This window comes from Parapedobacter composti (assembly GCF_900112315.1).
Classification (GTDB): Bacteria; Bacteroidota; Bacteroidia; order Sphingobacteriales; family Sphingobacteriaceae; genus Parapedobacter; species Parapedobacter composti.
Genome location: NZ_FOLL01000021.1, coordinates 1 through 20,101 on the forward strand (window position 1 = coordinate 1; position 20,101 = coordinate 20,101).

At 53.4% G+C, this 20,101-nt stretch carries 18 protein-coding genes; 11 read left to right on the plus strand and 7 right to left on the minus strand.

The window, feature by feature from the left end; genetic code table 11:
* Positions 1-268: 268 nt before the first annotated feature.
* The 3 genes from BM030_RS17115 to BM030_RS17125 are packed head-to-tail and all read right to left on the minus strand — an operon-like array spanning position 269 to position 5,211.
* Positions 269-1,573, minus strand: coding sequence for a PQQ-dependent sugar dehydrogenase (locus BM030_RS17115; protein ID WP_211657648.1), 1,305 nt, complete (start codon positions 1,571-1,573; stop codon positions 269-271).
* Between the two features lie 52 nt (positions 1,574-1,625).
* A complete protein-coding gene (locus BM030_RS17120) occupies positions 1,626-2,408 on the minus strand; it encodes a GLPGLI family protein (RefSeq protein WP_090974835.1) in 783 nt (260 codons plus the stop codon).
* 4 nt (positions 2,409-2,412) lie between these two features.
* Entirely contained in the window at positions 2,413-5,211 is a 2,799-nt protein-coding gene (locus BM030_RS17125; protein ID WP_090974836.1) for an outer membrane beta-barrel family protein, read from the minus strand.
* A 205-nt stretch (positions 5,212-5,416) separates the two neighbouring features.
* On the opposite strand from BM030_RS17125, the gene BM030_RS17130 reads away from it, so the two are divergent.
* The 4 genes from BM030_RS17130 to BM030_RS17145 all read left to right on the plus strand — a co-directional run bounded on the left by BM030_RS17130 (position 5,417) and on the right by BM030_RS17145 (position 8,779).
* Positions 5,417-6,784, plus strand: coding sequence for a dipeptidase (locus BM030_RS17130; RefSeq protein WP_090974837.1), 1,368 nt, complete (start codon positions 5,417-5,419; stop codon positions 6,782-6,784).
* A 10-nt stretch (positions 6,785-6,794) separates the two neighbouring features.
* Positions 6,795-7,538 carry a lysophospholipid acyltransferase family protein gene (locus BM030_RS17135; protein WP_090974838.1) on the plus strand — a complete coding sequence of 248 codons (744 nt, stop codon included), beginning with the start codon at positions 6,795-6,797 and terminating at the stop codon, positions 7,536-7,538.
* A gap of 40 nt (positions 7,539-7,578) precedes the next feature.
* The gene (locus BM030_RS17140) at positions 7,579-8,337 is read left to right on the plus strand and encodes an ABC transporter ATP-binding protein (protein ID WP_090974839.1); all 759 of its coding nucleotides are present in this window, start codon (positions 7,579-7,581) and stop codon (positions 8,335-8,337) included.
* A gap of 220 nt (positions 8,338-8,557) precedes the next feature.
* Positions 8,558-8,779, plus strand: coding sequence for a DUF2795 domain-containing protein (locus BM030_RS17145; RefSeq protein ID WP_002996718.1), 222 nt, complete (start codon positions 8,558-8,560; stop codon positions 8,777-8,779).
* Positions 8,780-9,035: 256 nt separating this feature from the next.
* Here BM030_RS17145 and BM030_RS17150 read toward each other — a convergent pair whose 3' ends face one another.
* Positions 9,036-9,833: a tRNA threonylcarbamoyladenosine dehydratase gene (locus tag BM030_RS17150; protein WP_090974840.1), complete on the minus strand. Its 798-nt coding sequence runs from the start codon at positions 9,831-9,833 to the stop codon at positions 9,036-9,038.
* Positions 9,834-10,481, minus strand: a complete 648-nt coding sequence (locus BM030_RS17155; protein ID WP_170845799.1) for a TatD family hydrolase — start codon at positions 10,479-10,481, stop codon at positions 9,834-9,836.
* A 253-nt stretch (positions 10,482-10,734) separates the two neighbouring features.
* Here BM030_RS17155 and trpD point away from each other — a divergent pair, with 253 nt between their 5' ends.
* The 4 genes from trpD to trpA all read left to right on the plus strand — a co-directional run bounded on the left by trpD (position 10,735) and on the right by trpA (position 14,372).
* On the plus strand, positions 10,735-11,727 hold the full coding sequence (gene trpD / locus BM030_RS17160; protein ID WP_090974842.1) for an anthranilate phosphoribosyltransferase: 993 nt from the start codon (positions 10,735-10,737) through the stop codon (positions 11,725-11,727).
* 65 nt (positions 11,728-11,792) lie between these two features.
* Positions 11,793-12,419: a phosphoribosylanthranilate isomerase gene (locus tag BM030_RS17165; protein ID WP_090974876.1), complete on the plus strand. Its 627-nt coding sequence runs from the start codon at positions 11,793-11,795 to the stop codon at positions 12,417-12,419.
* A complete protein-coding gene (trpB, locus tag BM030_RS17170; RefSeq protein WP_090974843.1) occupies positions 12,412-13,596 on the plus strand; it encodes a tryptophan synthase subunit beta in 1,185 nt (394 codons plus the stop codon). The genes BM030_RS17165 and trpB overlap by 8 nt, the downstream gene beginning before the upstream one ends.
* 2 nt (positions 13,597-13,598) lie before the next feature.
* Positions 13,599-14,372, plus strand: a complete 774-nt coding sequence (trpA, locus tag BM030_RS17175; RefSeq protein ID WP_090974844.1) for a tryptophan synthase subunit alpha — start codon at positions 13,599-13,601, stop codon at positions 14,370-14,372.
* Positions 14,373-14,384: 12 nt separating this feature from the next.
* Here the strand turns inward: trpA and BM030_RS17180 are convergent, their stop codons facing one another.
* Positions 14,385-14,834 (minus strand): PepSY-like domain-containing protein, encoded by a 450-nt coding sequence (locus BM030_RS17180; protein ID WP_170845800.1) that lies wholly within the window; start codon positions 14,832-14,834, stop codon positions 14,385-14,387.
* Positions 14,835-14,944: 110 nt separating this feature from the next.
* Here BM030_RS17180 and BM030_RS17185 point away from each other — a divergent pair, with 110 nt between their 5' ends.
* From BM030_RS17185 to BM030_RS17195, 3 genes are all read left to right on the plus strand, one after another.
* The gene (locus BM030_RS17185; protein ID WP_090974846.1) at positions 14,945-15,400 is read left to right on the plus strand and encodes an HYC_CC_PP family protein; all 456 of its coding nucleotides are present in this window, start codon (positions 14,945-14,947) and stop codon (positions 15,398-15,400) included.
* A gap of 113 nt (positions 15,401-15,513) precedes the next feature.
* A complete protein-coding gene (locus tag BM030_RS17190) occupies positions 15,514-18,447 on the plus strand; it encodes a TonB-dependent receptor (protein ID WP_090974847.1) in 2,934 nt (977 codons plus the stop codon).
* A 112-nt stretch (positions 18,448-18,559) separates the two neighbouring features.
* Positions 18,560-19,429: an HAEPLYID family protein gene (locus tag BM030_RS17195; RefSeq protein ID WP_170845801.1), complete on the plus strand. Its 870-nt coding sequence runs from the start codon at positions 18,560-18,562 to the stop codon at positions 19,427-19,429.
* 52 nt (positions 19,430-19,481) lie between these two features.
* On the opposite strand, the gene BM030_RS17200 is transcribed toward BM030_RS17195, so the two are convergent.
* The gene (locus BM030_RS17200) at positions 19,482-20,096 is read right to left on the minus strand and encodes a Maf family protein (RefSeq protein WP_090974848.1); all 615 of its coding nucleotides are present in this window, start codon (positions 20,094-20,096) and stop codon (positions 19,482-19,484) included.
* Positions 20,097-20,101 lie beyond the last annotated feature (5 nt).

Genomic DNA, 20,101 nt, shown 5'->3' on the forward strand with positions numbered 1-20,101 from the left:
CTGACGCAGACCATACCGGGGCCAGCTAACCGTTGGCCGGGATGCACCAACCGGTTGACCGGTGGGCTGCTGCCCCTAATCGTCCGGCTGTCCGTGACCATACACAGACAAACTCCAGCGTAACCTATCCGCACGTGCGCCCCATGCAGTAGGCACCAGCCCCCTGTATGCTGCCGGCAAATCCTTAAACAGTGGCCGGAGGCCTTTTCGGCTCCCATTCATTATTCGGGCGAATGTCAAATAGGCCAGCAGGGGTTCGGTTTTTGCTTTACTCCGGCAGCACAGCCCAGATGGTATTAGCGGCATCGTCGGTCACCAACATATATCCCTGACGCGTAAAGGTTACGCCCACCGGGCGCCCGTATACCGTTCCCTCCGCTGCATCGGCGATGAAGCCGGCGAGGAAGTCTTCCGGCATGCCGGATGGCTGGCCATTTTCAAAGGGGACATACAATACCTTATAACCCACAAACGCGGAACGGTTCCAGGAACCATGCTGGCCGATATAGGCCCCCGGCCGGAATCCGTTATGCCGACTGAAAGCTAATCCGAGCGAAGCGGTATGCGACCCCAGCGCATAATCGGGAGTGATGCTGAGCTGAACCGAGTCCGGATGCTTGCCCGCCCAGTTTGGATCCGGCTTCGGCCCCCAATAGGCATACGGCCATCCGTAGAAACCGCCCTCCTGCACCGCTGTGATGTAATCGGGCACCAATGCGTCACCAAGCTCGTCACGTTCGTTCACAGCGGTCCATAGCTTGCCGGTTTCCGGTTCCCAGTCCATCCCCACCGGGTTACGCAAGCCGGAAGCAAATATCCGCTCGCCGGTTCCATCGGGATTGACTTCCAGGATGCAGGCGCGGCGCACTTCATGTTCCATGCCGTTTTCGCCGACATTGCTTCCGGACCCTACTGATATGTAAATCTTTGATCCGTCGGCGTTAGCAATGATGTTTCGCGTCCAGTGGTTGTTATACCCGCCGGCAGGCAGCTCAACCAGCTTCTCCCCTTCAGCGACTATGCTTTGTGCCTTGGGATCATAGGGGAACCGCCACAGCGCATCGGTATTGGCGACATAGAAGTAATCGCCCAGTACCAGCATGCCGAAGGGCTGGTTCAGGCCATCAAGGTATACCCGCTGTAATTCGGGTTTCCCGTCGCCGTCCGCATCCCGAAAGAGGATAATCTGATGTGAGCTTACCTCCAGGTTTTTGTTGCGTGACCGGGCCTTTCCGCTCATCAGTTTCTTGATACGCTCCGCACCGCGCTTTACCGTGCGGGCTTCGGAAACGAAGATGTCGCCGTTGGGTGCCACATACGCCCACCGCGGACTGTTCAGCCCCGCAGCAAACTTCACTACACGATAGCCCGGGGCCGCAACGGGCATCCGGCCTTCGGGCCATCCGATGACCTTGGAAAGCTTCGTGGCAGAGGGGGTAGCCATCGGTGCGGGCAAACGGACGTCCTTACCATATTCAACCACCTGTTGTGCATAAAGCTGCCCATACATAAGTTCCATGGCGATCAATGCAGCCGATAACCGGCAGAAACGGGAAATATCGATTGTCTTCATAATTATTCCATTACCAGGATAATTAACAACCGAAGGGGGGCAATGTTTCGGGCTAAAGCAACATCGCCTTGAATATGGACTGTGCGTATTCGCCCCAGTTCTTCAGACTGGCTTTCAGTTCGGTTATCAGCTCGCTGTAGTTCACGGCTTTGCCTTTTCGGGGAGCTTCCATTTCCTTGGCGGAGACCGGACGATCTTCTACCTTGGTGGCAAAATAGGTCGTATTCTCATACGGCAAGGCCACGCCGAGGATCATACCGGGTAGCCCACTGAACGATTCCGGACCGCCGGATACGGGTATCTGATCGGTATAGAATGCAACTACATAGATGGAGTCGAGCACCAGTGCATTGGCCCGGCGGCACAGGTAGCCCGCTATTTCACGGGTTTCATTCGTAAAACGCCATTGGATACGCCGGGTGCTGTCAGTAATCAGGTAGGTCTGTTCATAAATACGCTTCTGGCTGATACTTTGCTCCGCTGCCAAGTCGGTCAAGATGATATTTCCCATATCGATGGAAGGGTCATCACCAAGAAAACCGACCGGTGTACCGTCGGACTCCTGCGGCCAGAACCGTGTTTTCGTACGGTCGAACGCCAGGTTATATTTAAAGGATTTGAACTGGGGATTGCTTTTTTTGTATTGCTCGAATATCTGCTCGGCAAACGAACTGTTGGTGCCCATCCGGCTTTGAATCTTAGCATACATGTTGACGCGCTTTTCGTATTCCACAACGCCACGCTCTACAAAGCGTGCGTATTGTGCCCGGGCGGGGTGGAACATCAACGCCAACAGCAGCAAACTGGTCAATAAGGTTAAAATCTTTCTCTTCATAGTGTTATTTTTGCACAGATACGCCGCCCATTTTATTGAAATCCCAAGTCAGGGAGAACATCAGGAACCGGGTGATGGTCGTATAGCTGTTTTGGATAAACATATTATTGTTGGCCGAACGGCTGAAACCACGGTTCTGGTTCAGCAAATCATTTACACCGACGGTGAAGCGGAGCGTTTCATCTTTCAGGAACTTCTTGCTGACCGAGGCATCGATGATAAACCGCTCGAACGCCTCATCGAACAGTTGTGTGGGGGCGCTGTAGGTATATCGGCCCTCGGATGTGATTTGAAACTTCAAAGGCAGGTAGATATTAAAGCCATAGTTTCCGTTCACCCCCCAGCCGTTGTTGTTGCGATCCCGTTGCAGCGATGACTGCCCAAAGGTAAAGCTGGGACCTGCATTGATGTTAAAATCGTATTTCTCCCGGACATATTGCCTGATGGTCAGACTTACCCCGTAGGATGTATTCTGGGTACGGTTCAGCTCGCCGTTCGTCAGGTTATAGAATATATTCCCGTTCGTGTTCAGTCCGCCGCCCACATCGAGGTTCCACTTCCGGATGTTCTTGCTGAAACTGCTGTAAAAATTGTAATTCAGGGGCGTTCTATCGTCAAGGTTTGCATACTGAAAGGTGCTGCGCCCCACGGAATCCGTGTAGGTGTTGCTCACGATGGGGTTCATCGTATTCGAGAAGCCCCCGGAAAGGAAAATATATTGGTTACCAATTACCTTATACGAATTGTACGACGCATTGAACCGGTTGGTAAACGAAGGCTTAAGACCGGGATTGCCCAGCACGATGTTCATCGGGTCGTCATTCACCCGCACCGGTTGTATTTGGTTAATGGACGGCTGGGTGTTGTTTCCGTTATAGGAAACACGAAACGATTTCTGCTGGGAAAAGCGATACTGCCAGCTCACTTGCGGATTGTGGTTGGTGAAGCTCCGCTCAAAACGGTTATCGGCATATCGGTCTGTTTGATCGAACCGCACGCGACTGACCCGCGTGCCGAAATTGAGTGTGGATTTACCCTGCCTGAGATTAAAGACCGCCCCAAGCTGGTTAGCGAGCTGATTCAGCCTGAAGTCATTGCTGAAAAGGGAATCCAGTTCGGTATGCTCTCCGGAGGGGCCCGCGGGATTGAAAGACTGTCTTAGCGATGTGCCGTTGTTGGCCGTAAGCCGGTAATTGAACACCAGTGAAAGCGTTTTCGTGATTGGCTCTGTATAGGTGATGTTTGAGTTGAAAACAGCATTCCGGCTATCATTGATCTTTAGCTGATCGACCACCAATACGCTATCTATCTCGCCATCCTGATAAAATGAGTTCTCCGAGAACAGGAATCCGTTGGATTTGCCTTGGTTGATGGTCTCATTGATTTCCCACGACACGGTGCGCCCTTGCTTACGCAACTTCTTAGTCCATAAAGCGGTGAGGTATGCACTGAACCCCTCCGTGTTGTTGGTGGTGCGGCGCATGGATTGGTTGAGCATACCACCAACGGCGTCCGTACCAACAGACTCGCTGAACTCACTGGTTTCACCGTTGCGGAGTGTGCCATCGACGGTCACTTTCAGCGTCGACGTCGAATCAAACCGGTTCTCGAAAATTGCACCGCCCCGTTGCCTGAATATCCGCCTGTCAAACGATTGATCGGATGTGGTATTGATGGTACCTGTGGGCAGGTTATTCTGACTGATGGTGTTGTTGGTGCCATTGACGCTGAGTTCGCCGATTTTATAGCTGCCATTGATAGACTGCCGCCCTTCGTTCCACTTGTTGCCATAGAAGGCCCCGCCATTCAATGCCGAGGGAATACCGCGTCCGTCATACCGCCCGCCCCACGACTCGATGTCGTCGCCCCCGCCGGTTGTCATAATCATGATCCCCCCGTCTTCCACGGTGATGGAGGTGCTACTGGAAGGTGCGTAACGGTCTGCGTCCTGCCAGTCAAGTCCCGTGCGGCCGGTATTCCCGACGGTACCGAACGCCGAAAAACGCTCGCTGCCGTTAAACCGGTTGACCATGGCTTGTCCCTGGTACATTTCATTGGTGCCGGCACCGGCATCTACTTTCCCGAAGCACCCCTTCTTCTTATCCTCCTTCAACTTGATATTGATGGTTTTCATCCGTTCGCCATCGTCGATTCCCGTGAATTCCGCCTGATCGCTCCGCCTGTCGTACAGCTGCACCTTATCCACCATGTCCCCCCGCAGGTTGCGCGTCACCAGCGTAGGGTCATCCCCGAAAAACTCTTCGCCGTCTACCAACACTTTGTTAACCGTCTGCCCCTGCGCAGTGATTTTGCCATCCTGATCGACCTGAATGCCGGGCAGTTGCTTCAGCAGGTCCTCCACCTTGGAATTCGGCTGGATAACAAAGCTTGCCGCATCGTATTCTGTTGTATCTCCCCGGATGGTAATGGCCTGTCTGCGGTTTACCAGCACCTCTTCCAATAGCTTGGCACGCAGCACCAACCCGAGGTTGCCGAAGTCGATAGACCGGGTTGCGCTGTCCAACTGAAAACGTTCCACATAATCGGCATAATCGGGGTACGTCACGAAAAGAATGTAGTCACCGGTGTCCAGGCCGCTCATGTGGAAAGTGCCTGATTCATCCGCGCGTGAAAACCGATAAAGCATGGAATCCTTGGCGTGCACCAGTACGACAGATGCTTTGGCAAGTTTAAGGCTGGATGCCGTGTCAACGACGCCCCCTTTTATCGAATAGTCTTCTTGGGCGGCGGCCGACAACCAGCTGAAACACGCCATCACCAGCGCAACGGATATTTTTCTCATAATCGGTTTATGCTACGGTACATAGGGTAACTTTTGGTTACGAATATAAAACCGAAAAAATAGTTCCAAGAAAATTTTGCGTTTTTTAACAATATCGCTTACTATACGGACGGTGCTACGTCGGCCCACTAAACGTTCAAAACCGGATTACGGTTGCATATCAATACAACTTTAGCTAAGTTTGCGGCATACCCATCACATAGTTATGCAAGAAATCAAGGCTTATATCGAAGCAAACAGGCAACGCTTCCTTGACGAATTATTTGAATTACTTCGCTTCCCATCGGTCAGCGCCGATCCGGCTTATGCGGGCGACGTGCAAAAGACTGCCGAATATGTGGCGCAAAAGCTGCGGGATGCAGGAGCAGAACAGGTGGAAATATATCCTACAGCCGGACATCCCATTGTTTACGGCGAGAAAATTATCGGCAGTGATAAGCCGACGGTATTGGTATACGGCCACTACGATGTACAACCGCCCGATCCGCTGGAACTGTGGGAAACGCCCCCATTCGAGCCGACGGTTCGCGACGGCAAAATATTCGCCAGGGGTGCCTGCGACGACAAAGGTCAGTTTTACATGCATGTCAAAGCATTGGAATTGATGCAGGCCACAGGCACTTTAGCCTGCAACATCAAATTCATGATTGAAGGCGAGGAAGAAGTTGGATCGGATAACCTGCCCGCGTTCATAAAAGCTAACAAAGAACGATTGGCTGCCGATGTGGTGCTGATATCCGATACGGCCATGATCAGCTTGGACACCCCCTCCCTGGAAACCGGGTTGCGCGGACTCTCCTACCTCGAAGTGGAAGTAACGGGGCCGAACCGCGATTTGCATTCCGGCGTGTACGGCGGTGCCGTAGCCAATCCGATAACCACCCTGGCCAAGATGATTGCTTCGCTGCACGATGAGAACAACCGCATTACGATACCGGGATTTTATGATAATGTGGCGGAACTCAGCGATGCGGAACGCCAGGCACTGAACCAAGCGCCGTTTGATGAAGCGGAATACAAAGCCGACCTTGGCCTGAATGCCCTATGGGGGGAAAATGGTTACACCACCATTGAGCGCACAGGTATCCGGCCCACATTGGAACTTAACGGAATATGGGGCGGCTATACCGGAAAAGGGGCCAAAACCGTACTGCCGTCAAAAGCATACGCCAAAATTTCCATGCGGTTGGTTCCTAATCAGGACTCCGATGAGATCACCGCGCTTTTCAAAAAACATTTTGAAAGCATCGCCCCGGATTATGTAACGGTGAAAGTGACGCCACACCACGGCGGACAACCGGCCGTAACGCCTACGGACAGCCCGGCCTATCGGGCAGCAGAAAGGGCCATAGAAGACGCTTTTGGTAAAAAACCCGTCCCTACCCGCGGCGGAGGCAGCATCCCTATCGTTTCATTGTTCGAGCAGGAACTTGGACTGAAGACCGTACTCATGGGCTTCGGACTCGATAGCGACAACCTGCATTCGCCGAACGAAAAATACGATATCGCCAATTACTTCAAGGGTATCGAGACCATCCCCTTGTTCCATAAGCATTTTGCGGAGTTGAGCTAATCGGCGCATCATGGTACGTTTGTTGAGAAAATTGCACAGTTTCCTGTACTTGGGGTCTGTTCTGTTTTTCTTTATCCTTTTTTTTCCGGCGCTGGCTTTTTTCTCAACAAACCCCGAACGGCACTTCCACCGTATTGCCCGCTGCAGGCGGATCATCGGCTTCCTGAGTTCGGCTGCCGTGGGCGTGTTTTACCGTTTCCGGTTCGAGGTGCCGATCGATTGGTCACGGCCATACATCATCTGCCCCAACCATACGTCTAACCTGGACATTACGGCCATGGTGCTGCTCTGCCCAGCGGATTTTTCGTTTATGGGAAAGGTGGAACTGCTGGACAATCCCGTTACAGGGCTGTTTTTCCGGACCATCGACATCCCGGTAAACCGGAAAAGTAAGCTGTCTGCGTTCAAGGCTTTCAAACGGGCGCACCAGAACCTGTTGCAGGGGCGCAGTGTGCTTATCTTCCCAGAAGGGCAAATCGGCGACGAATACCCGCCGAAGCTCTATGACTTCAAGAACGGCCCATTCAGACTGGCCATTGAAACCGATGTACCCGTCCTTCCCGTGGTTATCCAGAATGCGTGGGAAGTTTACTGGGATGAGGCCAAGCAGCACGGCAGCCGGCCCGGCATCATTGATGTGGACGTACTGGCTCCCGTCGGGACGCATAATTTGGGGCAGGACGATGCCGATACACTTCGCGACGAGATACATGCCCGGATAAAAAAAAGGTGGAGCCATACCGGTGCGGTGTAACATCCGGCCGGCGCCAGCGTCATACTAAAAACAGCGACATATGTCACAACAGCCACTTATTCAACTCACGGATATCGGACGAAAATATGTCATCGGTGCGGAAACCATCCATGCTTTGAAATCGGTGACCCTTCAGATATATAAGGGTGAATTCGTAGCCCTGATGGGTCCGTCGGGTTCGGGCAAATCCACCCTGATGAATATTCTGGGGTGCCTGGACACCCCTACCCGTGGCGAATACATCCTCAACGGCATCAGTGTGAGTGACATGACAGACGATGAACTTGCCGACGTGCGCAACAAGGAAATCGGCTTTGTATTCCAGACGTTTAACCTGTTGCCGCGGTCAACGTCGCTGGACAACGTGGCGCTTCCGCTGATCTATGCGGGTATCGGAAGGAAACAACGGGAAGAAATGGCCCAGAAAGCACTGGAAAGCGTGGGCCTGGGTAACCGGGTAGACCATAAACCCAATGAACTTTCCGGTGGTCAGCGCCAGCGGGTGGCCGTGGCGAGAGCGTTGATCAACAACCCTTCGATCATATTGGCCGATGAACCTACCGGTAACCTTGACACGAAAACCTCCATCGAAATCATGGGGCTGCTTGAAGAAATCCACTCCCGTGGCAACACCATCATTCTGGTTACGCACGAAGAAGACATCGCACAGCACGCCCACCGCATCGTCCGTATGCGGGACGGGCTGATTGAAGATGACTATCCCAACAAAGACGTCAAGAGCGTATCGCCAAGGCTCGCGGCACTACGGGAAAAAGGCACTGATTTTGAAAATATTTAACACTTGGCCTGCTCGCAAAACGGCAAGCCTGTGCGGTCCATTGGGGGCTCCCCCAAGCGGAAAAATCTGGCGTTTTTCCAAGAAAAACGCCTAATAAAACATATCAAAAAACTAATAATCAATAAGTTATCATATAGTCAAAAAATATTGACAAAAAATTTAAAAATCATAATAGAAATATTATATTTTTGCGCAAAATTGAAACTTAAATTGATAGGTTATGTACTGGACATTAGAGTTAGCCTCACATTTGGAAGATGCACCCTGGCCGGCAACAAAGGACGAGCTGATCGACTATGCCATCCGCTCAGGTGCACCTGTTGAAGTGATTGAAAACTTACAGGCCTTGGAAGACGACGGTGAGCCTTATGAAAATATAGAAGAGATATGGCCGGATTATCCCACCAAGGATGATTTCTTCTTTAACGAAGATGAATATTAACACATAGCCGCCCCGCACGATGAGTCCGGGGCGGTTCTGTTTTTGAATGCATTGCATGTCTGTATGAAAAAATCCCTCATCAAGCTGCTGCCTGCGCTACCGCCACTGACAACATTATCCTAACGTGCTTACTCATCCGGCAAAACGGGGCGCCCATGAACCATACCCTGCCATAACTGAAACCAGCATCGTAGACGGAGTGTCCATAGCATGCACTTACTGCATCGGGATGATGATGGGATTGCGGCAAAGCCGACTAATCCACCACCTGGCGGCGGCCCCGCTTCTTTTTGCCCCCCTGTATACGTTTGGGGCGTGCTGTCATTTCGACGGGCAAGCCCAACAGGTCGCGGACGGCCACCGATGCGCATACGCCGCCGAATGCAGCGGGAAGATAGGAAATGGTGCCATATGCTGAACGTTTGAAGTTGCTGCCGTCAGTCATCACCAACGAATCCTTACGCACTTCTTCCGTCGAAAAAACGGCTTTTACGGCAGCCGCGTTGGCCAGCCGCTTCAACCGTTTGCGCACGTACTGGGCAAACACACACTGGTAGGTTTCAGGAAGCCAGGTTACGCGTAGCTTAGTAGGGTCGAGCTTGCCTCCCGCCCCCATCGAACTGACTATCGGCATTCCGGAGTTCAATGCCGTCGAGAGCAGCGTCAGCTTGGGTGTAATGCTGTCTATGCAATCCATAATGTAATCGTACCGCTTTTCCAACAACTCCCTGCACTTCTGTGGCGTGAGGAACTCCTCCACCACACGCAGCTTAAGTTGCGGGTTGATGGCCAGCAGCCGATCTTCCATGATACGTGCTTTGCTTACGCCGTGGTTAGTAGCCAGCGCCGGCAATTGCCGGTTCCGGTTGGACGGGTCCACCACATCGCCATCAACGATGGTCATTTCTCCGACACCCGCCCGGCAGATGAATTCCGCCGCGAAGGAGCCAACACCGCCGAGACCCACCACCAATACATGTTTTTGCTGCAATGCCGCAATCCCCTCATCGCCCACCAGCAGGGCGGAACGCGACAGCCAGTTGATATCTGCCATTTAAATCAGTTGTAACGTTTTCCAGCCGGCAAAAATAATAGCTTTCAGCTCATCTACCGTAATATTCCGTAAAAAGGCTGCCCGTTCGTAGATGCGTTGGATGCTGGTTGGATTATCGTCAGTCTCCAGGAAAAAGGGTGGTCCGGTTTGCTGGAGGGCGACGGCCGCATTGCTGCCTTCCTGCATGATGGCTGCTCCAAACGACAGCAGGAACCCGTGCCGCTGCAACTGGCGCGCCAGTTCGGGCGATTTATGGAAGCCATGGATAATCATCGGTACCTGGGAAGCGTATTTCCGGCCATAAGGCAACAGCTCATCGAATGCCCGTACACAATGGATAATCAGCGGCTTGGCGCAGGCGACGGCCAACTCGGCCTGCTGCCGGAAGGCGCTATGCTGTACAGCCATGGCCGGCCCCCGCAGCCGATCGAAGCCGCACTCGCCGATGAGCTTCACTGCACCGGTTCCGGCATGCCGCTCAACCGCCTCCAGTTGCGCGTCCTTGTTTTCGGCGGTGAGATACCACGGGTGCAGACCGATGGAGCTCCATGCGCCGACAGTACTGCCGGTAGCACCGGGCAGCACATTCAGAATCTGCACCGATCCATCAGACCGGCGGCTATGCGTATGGATATCGAAGTATTCCATGTTCGTTCGCGCTGCGAAGGTACGTAAAGGAGCTGCTGCAAAAAAAGGAAAACTGCGGCTCACTATTGCATCTTTCAAAACAAAAACCCATATTTGCCACACGCAAAAAAAATGATTTTTCAAACAGGGCATATTACTTGGTGGTGGCACAGCAACTGATGCTGTGGCAACCTCTTATTGTAAGTAATTGTTACTGAAACATATAGCGGCTTGCCATACAACGGCAAGCTTTTTTTATGGATACTAAACAGCTATGAAGGAGATATTAGCGCACCTATTTGAGTTCAAGACCTTCACCCGGGGTGAGGCCTACGAGATCCTGACCAACATTGCTTCGGGTAAATACAATAATTCCCAGATAGCGGCCTTCATGACCGCCTATGGGATGCGAAGCATCCGCGTGGAAGAGCTGGAGGGGTTTCGCGACGCCATGTTCGACCTGTGCCTGCAACTGGATTTTCGGGGCTATGAACTGATTGACCTCTGCGGTACAGGAGGTGATGGCAAAAACACATTTAATATCTCCACGTTAGCCTCATTTGTGGTGGCTGGTGCGGGATATCCTGTAGCCAAACATGGTAACTACGGCGTGTCGTCGGGGTGCGGTTCCTCCAACGTGATGGAACACTTGGGCTATCGGTTTACCAACGACCGGAAGACGCTCCTCCGGCAACTGGAAACCGCCAATATCTGTTTCCTGCATGCGCCGTTGTTCCATCCGGCGATGAAGACCGTGGCGCCCATCCGTCGTGAACTGGGCATCAAAACGTTTTTCAACATGATTGGCCCGTTGGTGAACCCCACCAATCCGCGTTACCAGTCTGTAGGGGTATTCAGCTTGGAACTGGCCCGCATTTATGGGTACCTGTACCAACAGAGCAGCAAACGGTATACTATCCTCCATGCGCTGGATGGTTATGACGAGATTTCGCTGACGGGCGATTTCAAGACCATCAGCAACCACGGCGAACGCATCTGTACCCTCGGGCAACTGGGCTTCTTGCCCCAGCCTGCGGCAAGCATCCATGGGGGTGAAACCGTAGAGGAAGCGGCCGGAATTTTCATTGCCGTGCTCCAGGGCAACGGTACTGCGGAGCAAAACAATGTCGTGCTGGCGAATGCGGCCATTGCTATACAGACCATCCATCCGGAAAAATCATTCGGCGATTGCTACTACGAAGCGGAAACTTCGCTGCTGGGAAAAAGGGCCCTGGATTGCTTCGGGAAGTTGGTTGGTGGTGGGTGACCGGTGGTCGGTGATGGGTGGTCGGTGGTCGGTGGTCGGTGGTCGGTGATACGGAAAGATATAAAATGAACCTTAAAATAAAGATATGCGGTTTAAAGCATCCGGGCAACATCCGGGATGTGGTGGCGTTGCAGCCGGACTACATTGGTTTCATTTTCCATCCGGATTCCAAGCGCTTCGTGGGTGGTTTGGATGGGGCATGGGTAAGGCGCTTGGATGGCACCAAAAAAACCGGTGTTTTTGTCAACGCGGATGCCGGACAGGTGAATGCTGCTATCCTGCAGTACGGGCTCGCGGCGGTGCAACTGCACGGCCAGGAAACGCCCGCATACTGCGCGGCACTGAAAGGGCTGGGCGTGGAAATCATTAAGGCGTTCGGTATCGATGCGCAATTTGACTGGGCCGTGGTAGCAGACTATGAGACGGTGGCTGACTATTACCTTTTTGACACGAAAAGCCCACGGCACGGCGGCACGGGCGTCCGCTTCGACTGGGGGCTGCTCAGCGGGTATGGGCTCAACACGCCGTTCTTCCTGAGCGGTGGCATCGGCGCGGAAAATATCCGGGAGGCGCTACATATAGCTGACGACCGCCTTTATGCGCTGGACCTCAATTCGCGGTTTGAAACCGAACCGGGGGTCAAAGACATTGGATTACTGAAACAAACGTTACAATCGATCAACGATGAGTGAATACCAAGTAAACGATAAAGGTTACTACGGCAACTTCGGCGGCGCCTATGTGCCCGAGATGCTGTACCCCAATGTGGAGGAATTGCAACAGCAATACCTGCAGATCATCCAACGCAGCGACTTCCGCGAGGAATTTGACCAGCTGCTCAGGGATTATGTGGGCCGCCCGTCGCCCCTGTACTTCGCCAAGCGGCTTTCCGAACGTTACAATGCCAACATTTTCCTGAAGCGTGAAGACCTTAACCATACGGGTGCACACAAGATTAACAATACCATCGGCCAGATTCTGCTGGCCGAGCGATTGGGCAAGAAACGCATCATTGCCGAAACAGGCGCCGGACAGCACGGCGTGGCCACCGCCACGGTATGTGCACTGAAAGGGCTGCAATGCGTGGTATACATGGGTGCCATTGACATTGAACGGCAAGCACCGAATGTGGCGCGCATGAAAATGATGGGCGCAGAAGTGATTGCAGCTACCTCCGGCAGCCGCACACTCAAAGACGCCACCAATGAGGCGTTGCGCGACTGGATAAATAACCCCGTGGATACCCATTACATCATCGGATCGGTCGTTGGCCCCCACCCTTACCCCGATATGGTGGCAAGGTTCCAATCGGTTATCTCCGCAGAAACCCGTAAACAGCTGTTGGAGAAAACCGGGCGGGAAACACCAGACTATGCTTTGGCTTGCGTGGGCGGGGGCAGCAATGCCGCGGGCATGTTTTACCATTTCCTGGATGAACCATCGGTCAGCTTAGTGGCCGTGGAGGCCGCCGGGAAAGGTGTTCATTCCGGCGAATCTGCCGCCACCACAGTATTGGGCCGTGAGGGGGTCTTGCACGGAAGCCGATCCATCGTTATGCAAACGGACGACGGGCAGGTCGTTGAACCGTACTCCATTTCAGCAGGACTGGATTACCCGGGCATCGGCCCGCAGCATGCATGGCTGCATAAGACAGGCCGCGCAACCTATGCTTGTATCACCGACGATGAAGCCATGCGGGCGGGACTGCTGCTTACCCGCTTGGAAGGCATCATCCCCGCCATCGAGAGCGCACACGCGCTGGCGCAGCTGGAAAAAATGGTTTTCAAAGGTGGCGAGAACGTTGTGGTATGCCTTTCGGGGCGCGGTGATAAGGACTTGGACAACTACATGAAGTACTTTGGGTTTTGAAAATGAACAGAATCAACGAATTATTTGCCAGCAATGGCGACAGACGCATACTTTCTATTTATTTTACCGCGGGATACCCAGCGCTTGACAGCACGTTGGCTATCGCCGAAACGCTGGAAAAGGCCGGAGCGGATTTCCTGGAGATCGGATTCCCGTATTCCGATCCCGTAGCTGATGGCCCCGTCATCCAGCACAGCTCTGAAGTCGCCCTTCGTAACGGCATGACCCTCCAGCGGCTTTTCGAGCAACTTAGCAATCTCCGTAAACACGTGTCTATACCTGTGCTGCTGATGGGCTATGTTAATCCGGTACTGCAGTACGGCGTGGAACGTTTCTGCCAATCGTGCAGCGATGTTGGCGTAGATGGTGTCATTGTACCGGATTTGCCGATGTATGAATACGAAGAGCTTTACCGGCCCGTATTCGAAACGAATGGATTAAGCAATATATTTCTCGTGACGCCGCAAACTTCGGAAGCACGTATCCGTAAAATTGACGAATTATCGAACGGATTCATTTACCTGCTGTCTTCGTCTGCAACCACGGGCAAAAACCTCTCGGTTTCGGAGCGTACCGAAGCTTATTTTTCGCGTATTCAGGCCATGCAACTGAAAAACCCTGTGGTCATCGGTTTCGGTATTTCCGACCGCGGTACATTCTTGCGGGCTACGGACTATGCAGATGGTGCCATTGTGGGCAGCGCATTTGTAAAATTGCTGGGCGAAGCGGACTACATGGAACGTATTCCGGAATTCATCCGTCAGTTGAAGGATTGAGCGGAAAGGACATCAGTCCGGCCGCTCTTTCCGGATTTTACCGTCCGGCTCGAATTCAACCTTCAAATCTCCGTTACGGCTCTCCAGCTCCACGGCATAGCTCACCCTGTCTCCTACGGTTACCCGCTTCGCCTCTTCGATGCGGTACCCGGCGAATTCGCTGTTTATCCGCTGCTTAACAGCGTCCGGCAGGGCGTAAGAGGCAATTTCTTCTTCGTAGCGCAACACTTTCCCCTCCTGGCTGATAAACGCCTTGTGGTCGCGCCCCAGCAAACCGGTATTGAATTCCGCCTCATAGTGGCCGTCCCGCTTGCGCTCCCATGCCACCTGCCGCGCTTTGGGAAATTGCTGCTGGAAAGCATTCAGCACAATCGCGGGCACCTCGCGCCAATGCATATCCTGGGCTGCCGCGGACATGCCTGCCATGCAGAAAACGGCCAGACCAAAAAGAATCTTTTTCATGAGTGTTCGATTTGTAACCACAAAATAAAAACTCAAAACCGGAAAAATTTGGGAAACCGGCCACCTGCCGGCGGTTTGCATCATGAAGTTTTTTACCTATCTTTGTATCGATGATGGCCAAGATATTCAGCATATTACTTACCATCGTGTACGGCTTGTCAGCTACCGGTGCCTCCGTGCACCTCCACTACTGCTGCGGCAAAGCCCAGCAATTAGTGATACAGCTCCAGCATGAAGCCGGCCACCATGACTGCCCGCTCTGCACCGAGCATCAGCAACCGGTGGAAGCGACGGCCGGATGCTGCGATGAACAAAGTTGCGGCGATGCTGAACACGACGGCCACTGCCAGGACGTCAAAGTGGAGGCCGCCACGACAACCAAGGAACACCTGCCGAGCAACGACAAGAACCTTTTCAGCATTTATCCGGCAGAACTGCTGGTTTTTACGCTTATCCGCTTTGCAAATCAGCCGTTAGCCATCCATCAAGCCCCGAAAACAACAGCCAACGTCGGCTCTCCTCCCGCTGTTCCGCTGTTCATCCGGCACTGCACTTACCTCATCTGATGTTTCTTTATTGAATGATCGCGTAAAACACCGCTGTGCGTTACGCGGAAGATGTACGGCTATTCCGTATCGCATCGCTATTTTTTAGTTCAATAAAGATTAAACATCCATCAATGATGAATCAGTTAATAATGTCAAGGTTATTTACCCTTATGGCGGTATTGTTGTCCATGCCTGCGCTCGCCCGCCATGTTCCGGCAGAAGTGCGGGCACCCCAAGGCGACAGCACGGTGATATTGACCGTGGCAGGGAATTGCGGCATGTGCAAAAACCGCATCGAACAAGCGGCTAAAGAAGCCGGCGCTAAATCCGCTGCCTGGGATGCCGAAAGCCAGCAGCTCAGGATAACCATAACCGCCCCTACCTCCTTGGCCGGTATACGGAAAAACATCGCCGCCACCGGCCATGATGTGGACGGGCTGCCTGCCGATGGCAATGCTTACCAGGCGCTGCCGGGATGCTGCCAGTACAGCCGCACCGCCGGACAGCTCACCCATGCCCCGGTAGCGGAAGGGGCAGACAGTACGGCCATCTTTGAGGTTGCTGGAGTCTGCGGCATGTGCAAATCGCGCATAGAACAAGCCGCACAGGCCAAAGGGCTCGAAACTGCCCGTTGGGACGCCGGTACCCAAATGCTTTCCCTCCTTTTTGACCCGGCCGTTTACGATGTTGAAGCTGCCAAAAAGCGCATCCTGGCTGTTGGCCACGACGTTGCAGGCCATACAGCCGATGCTAACGCTTACCGGAAGCTGCCCGCATGTTGCCACTACCATGATGAAAACAATGTGCACCGAAAAGCCGGGGGCCATGACCATGGTACTGATACCGAAAACCACGATCACGAGCACACCGTTACCGGGGTAATCATGCGCGAAAGCAACCGTGGCGAGTTAAGTCCCATTGAATCGGCCAACATCCACTGGTTGGAAGCCCCTTCGGTAAGTGCCCGGTCGGATGCATCGGGTGTTTTCCGGATTCCGCATGAAGAGGGCTATAAGCGGCTCGTCGTCACCCATGCCGGTCATCAGGCGGATACGATTACTGTTACTGATCCACATGAGGTTGTCGTAGTTTCCGCGAAGGGCAACGTCCTCAGCGAAGTTGCCGTATCGGCCAGGCGAAGTTCAAACTACATTGCTGCCCTCAGCCCTTCCCGCCTGGAAGTACTCACCGCGCAGGAACTCTTCAAGGCGGCTTGTTGCGACCTTAGTGAGAGTTTCGAAACCAATGCTTCGGTCGACGTGGTGAACAGTGATGCGGTAACAGGCAGCAAGCAGATACAGATGCTGGGCCTCAGCGGCATCTACACCCAGCTTAGCGTGGAAAACCTGCCGGGGCCGCGCGGACTGGCCACGCCGCTGGGCCTCAACAGCATCTCGGGCGCCTGGATTGAGTCTATCCAGATCGGAAAAGGTATCGGTTCGGTCGTGAATGGATTTGAAAATATCGCCGGACAGATCAACGTCGAACTGAAAAAACCGGAAACATCCGAACGGTTGTATTTCAACGCTTACACCAATAACGCAGGGCGATCCGATATAAACCTCAACCTTGCTCACCGTTTTAACGAACGATGGACAGGCGGCCTGCTGTTACACGACAACTTCATGTATAATAAAAACATGAATTTCAGCAACAACGGTTTCCGGGATATTCCCGTGGGCAACCTGTTCTCTGGCATCAACCGGTGGAAATATGAAAACGGAAAGGGTTTCATGCTCCAGTTCGGGGTAAAGTTCCTTAACGACAAACGCACGGGGGGCCAAGTTGATTTTGACCCCGCCACAGACAAGCTAACCGAAAACCGCTATGGGTTGGGCTTCGACATCGAGCGCTATGAGGCGTTCGCAAAAATAGGCTATGTATTCCCACAGAATACGCACCGAAGTGTCGGGCTGCAGTTGTCCGGCACGGCCTACAAGCAAGAATCATATTTCGGTTTGCGCACCTATGATGCCGAACAACGCAATGCATATGCCAACCTGATTTACCAGGACATCATCGGCACCGTGGTGCATAAATACCGTACAGGATTGAGCCTTCAATATGACCGGTACGACGAGCGTTATGCGGTGTACCAATCGCCGGCACAGCGGTTTGCACGTACGGAGGCCGTACCGGGCGGATTCTTTGAATATACCTACAGCCCTTCCGACAAGTTTGATGCCGTGCTGGGCATACGGGGCGACTACAACAGCCTTTACGGCTGGTTTGCTACCCCCCGCGCCCATGTGCGTTATCAGCCGGTACCGGGCACGACGTTCCGGTTAAGCAGCGGCCGGGGCCAACGCACCGCCAACATCCTTGCTGAAAACACCGCCGCCCTGGCCAGTGCCAGGATGGTGCGCATCGCAGCAGCAGATCCGGCGGAAAACGCCTACGGCCTTCGACCGGAAATCGCCTGGAATACGGGGTTGAGCTTCGATCAGTCGTTCCGCCTGTTTCACAGGGAAGCGTCATTCAGCGCTGAGTTCTTCCGGAACGATTTTGTCAATCAGGTGGTGGTGGACTATGAAAATCCGCGCGAACTGGTTTTTTACAACCTTGACGGTCAGTCGTATTCCAACAGCGTGCAGACCGAGTTCCGCTTCATGCCATTGCCTCACCTGGAGGCACGGCTGGCCTACCGCTTCTTTGACGTGAAGACCACCTATGGCGGCGAACTGCTGCAACGGCCCCTGGTGGCCCGGCACCGCGGATTCCTCAATCTCGGATACCGGACACACAGCGGCGGCTGGCACTTCGACTATACGCTGAACCTTACTGGCCAAAAACGGCTGCCTTCTACGGCGGTCAACCCCGAGGCCTACCAAATGCCGGAATACTCCAGGAGCTTTGCTGTCATGAATGCGCAGGTGAGCAAGACGTTCGGCAAGACGCGCCCTTTTGACGTGTATATCGGCGGGGAAAATCTGACCAACTTTTTCCAACCGAACCCGGTATTGGCCGCCGACCAGCCGTTCAGTGATTTTTTTGACACTTCCTTGCTGTGGGGACCCATAACCGGACGGATGTTTTATGCCGGAATACGGTTCGGCATCAGGTGATGGGCACACCGGTTTCCCAAAATAAGACTGCCGCTCCCAAATCCCGATGTTTTGTCGTATAATTGTGCCGCTCCGGACAACCGGAGCGGCATAACTTTCTGAATGACTGACGATGAAATTACTGTTCTGTAATCTGTTGACCGTGGCCGCCGTGAGCGGCGCTTATGCACAATCCATAGACAGTACCGAAACGAGCAACCATCAACAAGACAGCCTGTACATCTGGAAGGTAGAAGAACAACAGGAACCATTGAAAATCCTGCACGCGGAACCGCTGTACATTGACCTTATCCGTGATCTGGGGGCCAGAAAAGGCGAAAAAGAGTGGAACGTCGGACTCGGACTTACAGACAACTACTCGCATGACGAATATCTGGCACTGGTGGAATACGAATTTGCACCCGTTGACCGACTGGGCTTGGAAGTGGAGTTGCCTTTTACGTTCTATTCGAAAAGTAACGGCCAAGGCGCTTCACCCGGCAGCCGGCTGAACAGCCTCAAACTTGCGGGCCAATACACATTCCTGGTTTCGGGGCGCCTTAAGACGTCGCTGGCCTTGGGGTATATCCATGAGTTTGAAATTTCGCCGTTTGCCGATTACGGAAAGGGCCGCTTTTTCACTGGCAATCTTTATAATCCCTTCCTTATCGCAGCCAAGCGATGGGGGCAAAATTTCCATACGCTGATTTACACCGGACCGGTCATTGAACGTCATTTTGGCCACAGCACGGGGCACACGTTATGGCAAATCAATTCGAATATCCACTACATGATCACCGGGACGCGCAATTTTATCGGGGTTGAGCTCAACAAAGAAGCATCCAGAAACGATTTCGACACGACCATACGCCCGCAGATGCGTGTGGGGATTGCTGACAATCTGCTGGTTGGCATCGTAACCGGAATCCCCTTGCATCGGGAGAACCAGCGGTTCAGTTCGTTTCTGCGGCTTATCTACGAGCCGGGGCATAAAACCCATTGACACGGATATTGTCCTTCGGCGCACGGGTGCTGACGCGCCGTAGATTTACGCCCTACGCCCGCAGCAACACCCCGGCAATCCGTTGAAGCTCCTGATAGACCCGCGCCGTGGGCAGCCCTACCACATTGGTGTAAGAACCTGTGACGGTTTCAATGGCCGCCATGCCAATCCACTCCTGGATGCCATAGGCCCCTGCCTTGTCGAAAGGCCGGTAATTGGTAATGTAGTGTTCAATTTCCCAGGTCGCCAGCGCACGGAAACGTACTTCCGTGGTTTCATGAAACACGTGGATTTGACCCTGCCAGGAAAATGCCACAGCGGTAATGACCTCATGCGCACGCCCTGACAGCCTGTGCAACATCCCCCGGGCTGCTGCCGCATCGGCAGGCTTGCCCAGGATTTGTCCATCAATGGTAACGATGGTATCGGCCGTGATGACCAGCGCATCGGGCCAGTCGCCCGAAAACTCCCTGGCTTTACGCTCAGCAATATAGCGCGCCGCATCCGCAGGGTGGAGATGCGGAGGGAATGATTCATCCACATCCTTGGAAGCTACTTCGAATGATAATCCCAATTGTGAAAGCAGTTCGCGGCGGCGCGGCGATTGGGAGGCCAAAACGATGCGAAATTTACCGGGATTCAAGATATCGGTTATAACGTTTTCCATAAATC

Coding starts and splice junctions, on each gene's coding strand:
- BM030_RS17145 (WP_002996718.1), top strand. CDS start 8,558: ATGTACTGGACATTAGAGTTAGCCTCACATTTGGAAGATGCACCCTGG.
- BM030_RS17140 (WP_090974839.1), top strand. CDS start 7,579: ATGTCACAACAGCCACTTATTCAACTCACGGATATCGGACGAAAATAT.
- BM030_RS17130 (WP_090974837.1), top strand. CDS start 5,417: ATGCAAGAAATCAAGGCTTATATCGAAGCAAACAGGCAACGCTTCCTT.
- BM030_RS17190 (WP_090974847.1), top strand. CDS start 15,514: ATGATGAATCAGTTAATAATGTCAAGGTTATTTACCCTTATGGCGGTA.
- trpB (WP_090974843.1), top strand. CDS start 12,412: ATGAGTGAATACCAAGTAAACGATAAAGGTTACTACGGCAACTTCGGC.
- trpA (WP_090974844.1), top strand. CDS start 13,599: ATGAACAGAATCAACGAATTATTTGCCAGCAATGGCGACAGACGCATA.
- BM030_RS17155 (WP_170845799.1), bottom strand. CDS start 10,481: ATGGAATACTTCGATATCCATACGCATAGCCGCCGGTCTGATGGATCG.
- trpD (WP_090974842.1), top strand. CDS start 10,735: ATGAAGGAGATATTAGCGCACCTATTTGAGTTCAAGACCTTCACCCGG.
- BM030_RS17195 (WP_170845801.1), top strand. CDS start 18,560: ATGAAATTACTGTTCTGTAATCTGTTGACCGTGGCCGCCGTGAGCGGC.
- BM030_RS17165 (WP_090974876.1), top strand. CDS start 11,793: ATGAACCTTAAAATAAAGATATGCGGTTTAAAGCATCCGGGCAACATC.
- BM030_RS17200 (WP_090974848.1), bottom strand. CDS start 20,096: ATGGAAAACGTTATAACCGATATCTTGAATCCCGGTAAATTTCGCATC.
- BM030_RS17150 (WP_090974840.1), bottom strand. CDS start 9,833: ATGGCAGATATCAACTGGCTGTCGCGTTCCGCCCTGCTGGTGGGCGAT.
- BM030_RS17120 (WP_090974835.1), bottom strand. CDS start 2,408: ATGAAGAGAAAGATTTTAACCTTATTGACCAGTTTGCTGCTGTTGGCG.
- BM030_RS17185 (WP_090974846.1), top strand. CDS start 14,945: ATGATGGCCAAGATATTCAGCATATTACTTACCATCGTGTACGGCTTG.
- BM030_RS17180 (WP_170845800.1), bottom strand. CDS start 14,834: ATGAAAAAGATTCTTTTTGGTCTGGCCGTTTTCTGCATGGCAGGCATG.
- BM030_RS17115 (WP_211657648.1), bottom strand. CDS start 1,573: ATGAAGACAATCGATATTTCCCGTTTCTGCCGGTTATCGGCTGCATTG.
- BM030_RS17125 (WP_090974836.1), bottom strand. CDS start 5,211: ATGAGAAAAATATCCGTTGCGCTGGTGATGGCGTGTTTCAGCTGGTTG.
- BM030_RS17135 (WP_090974838.1), top strand. CDS start 6,795: ATGGTACGTTTGTTGAGAAAATTGCACAGTTTCCTGTACTTGGGGTCT.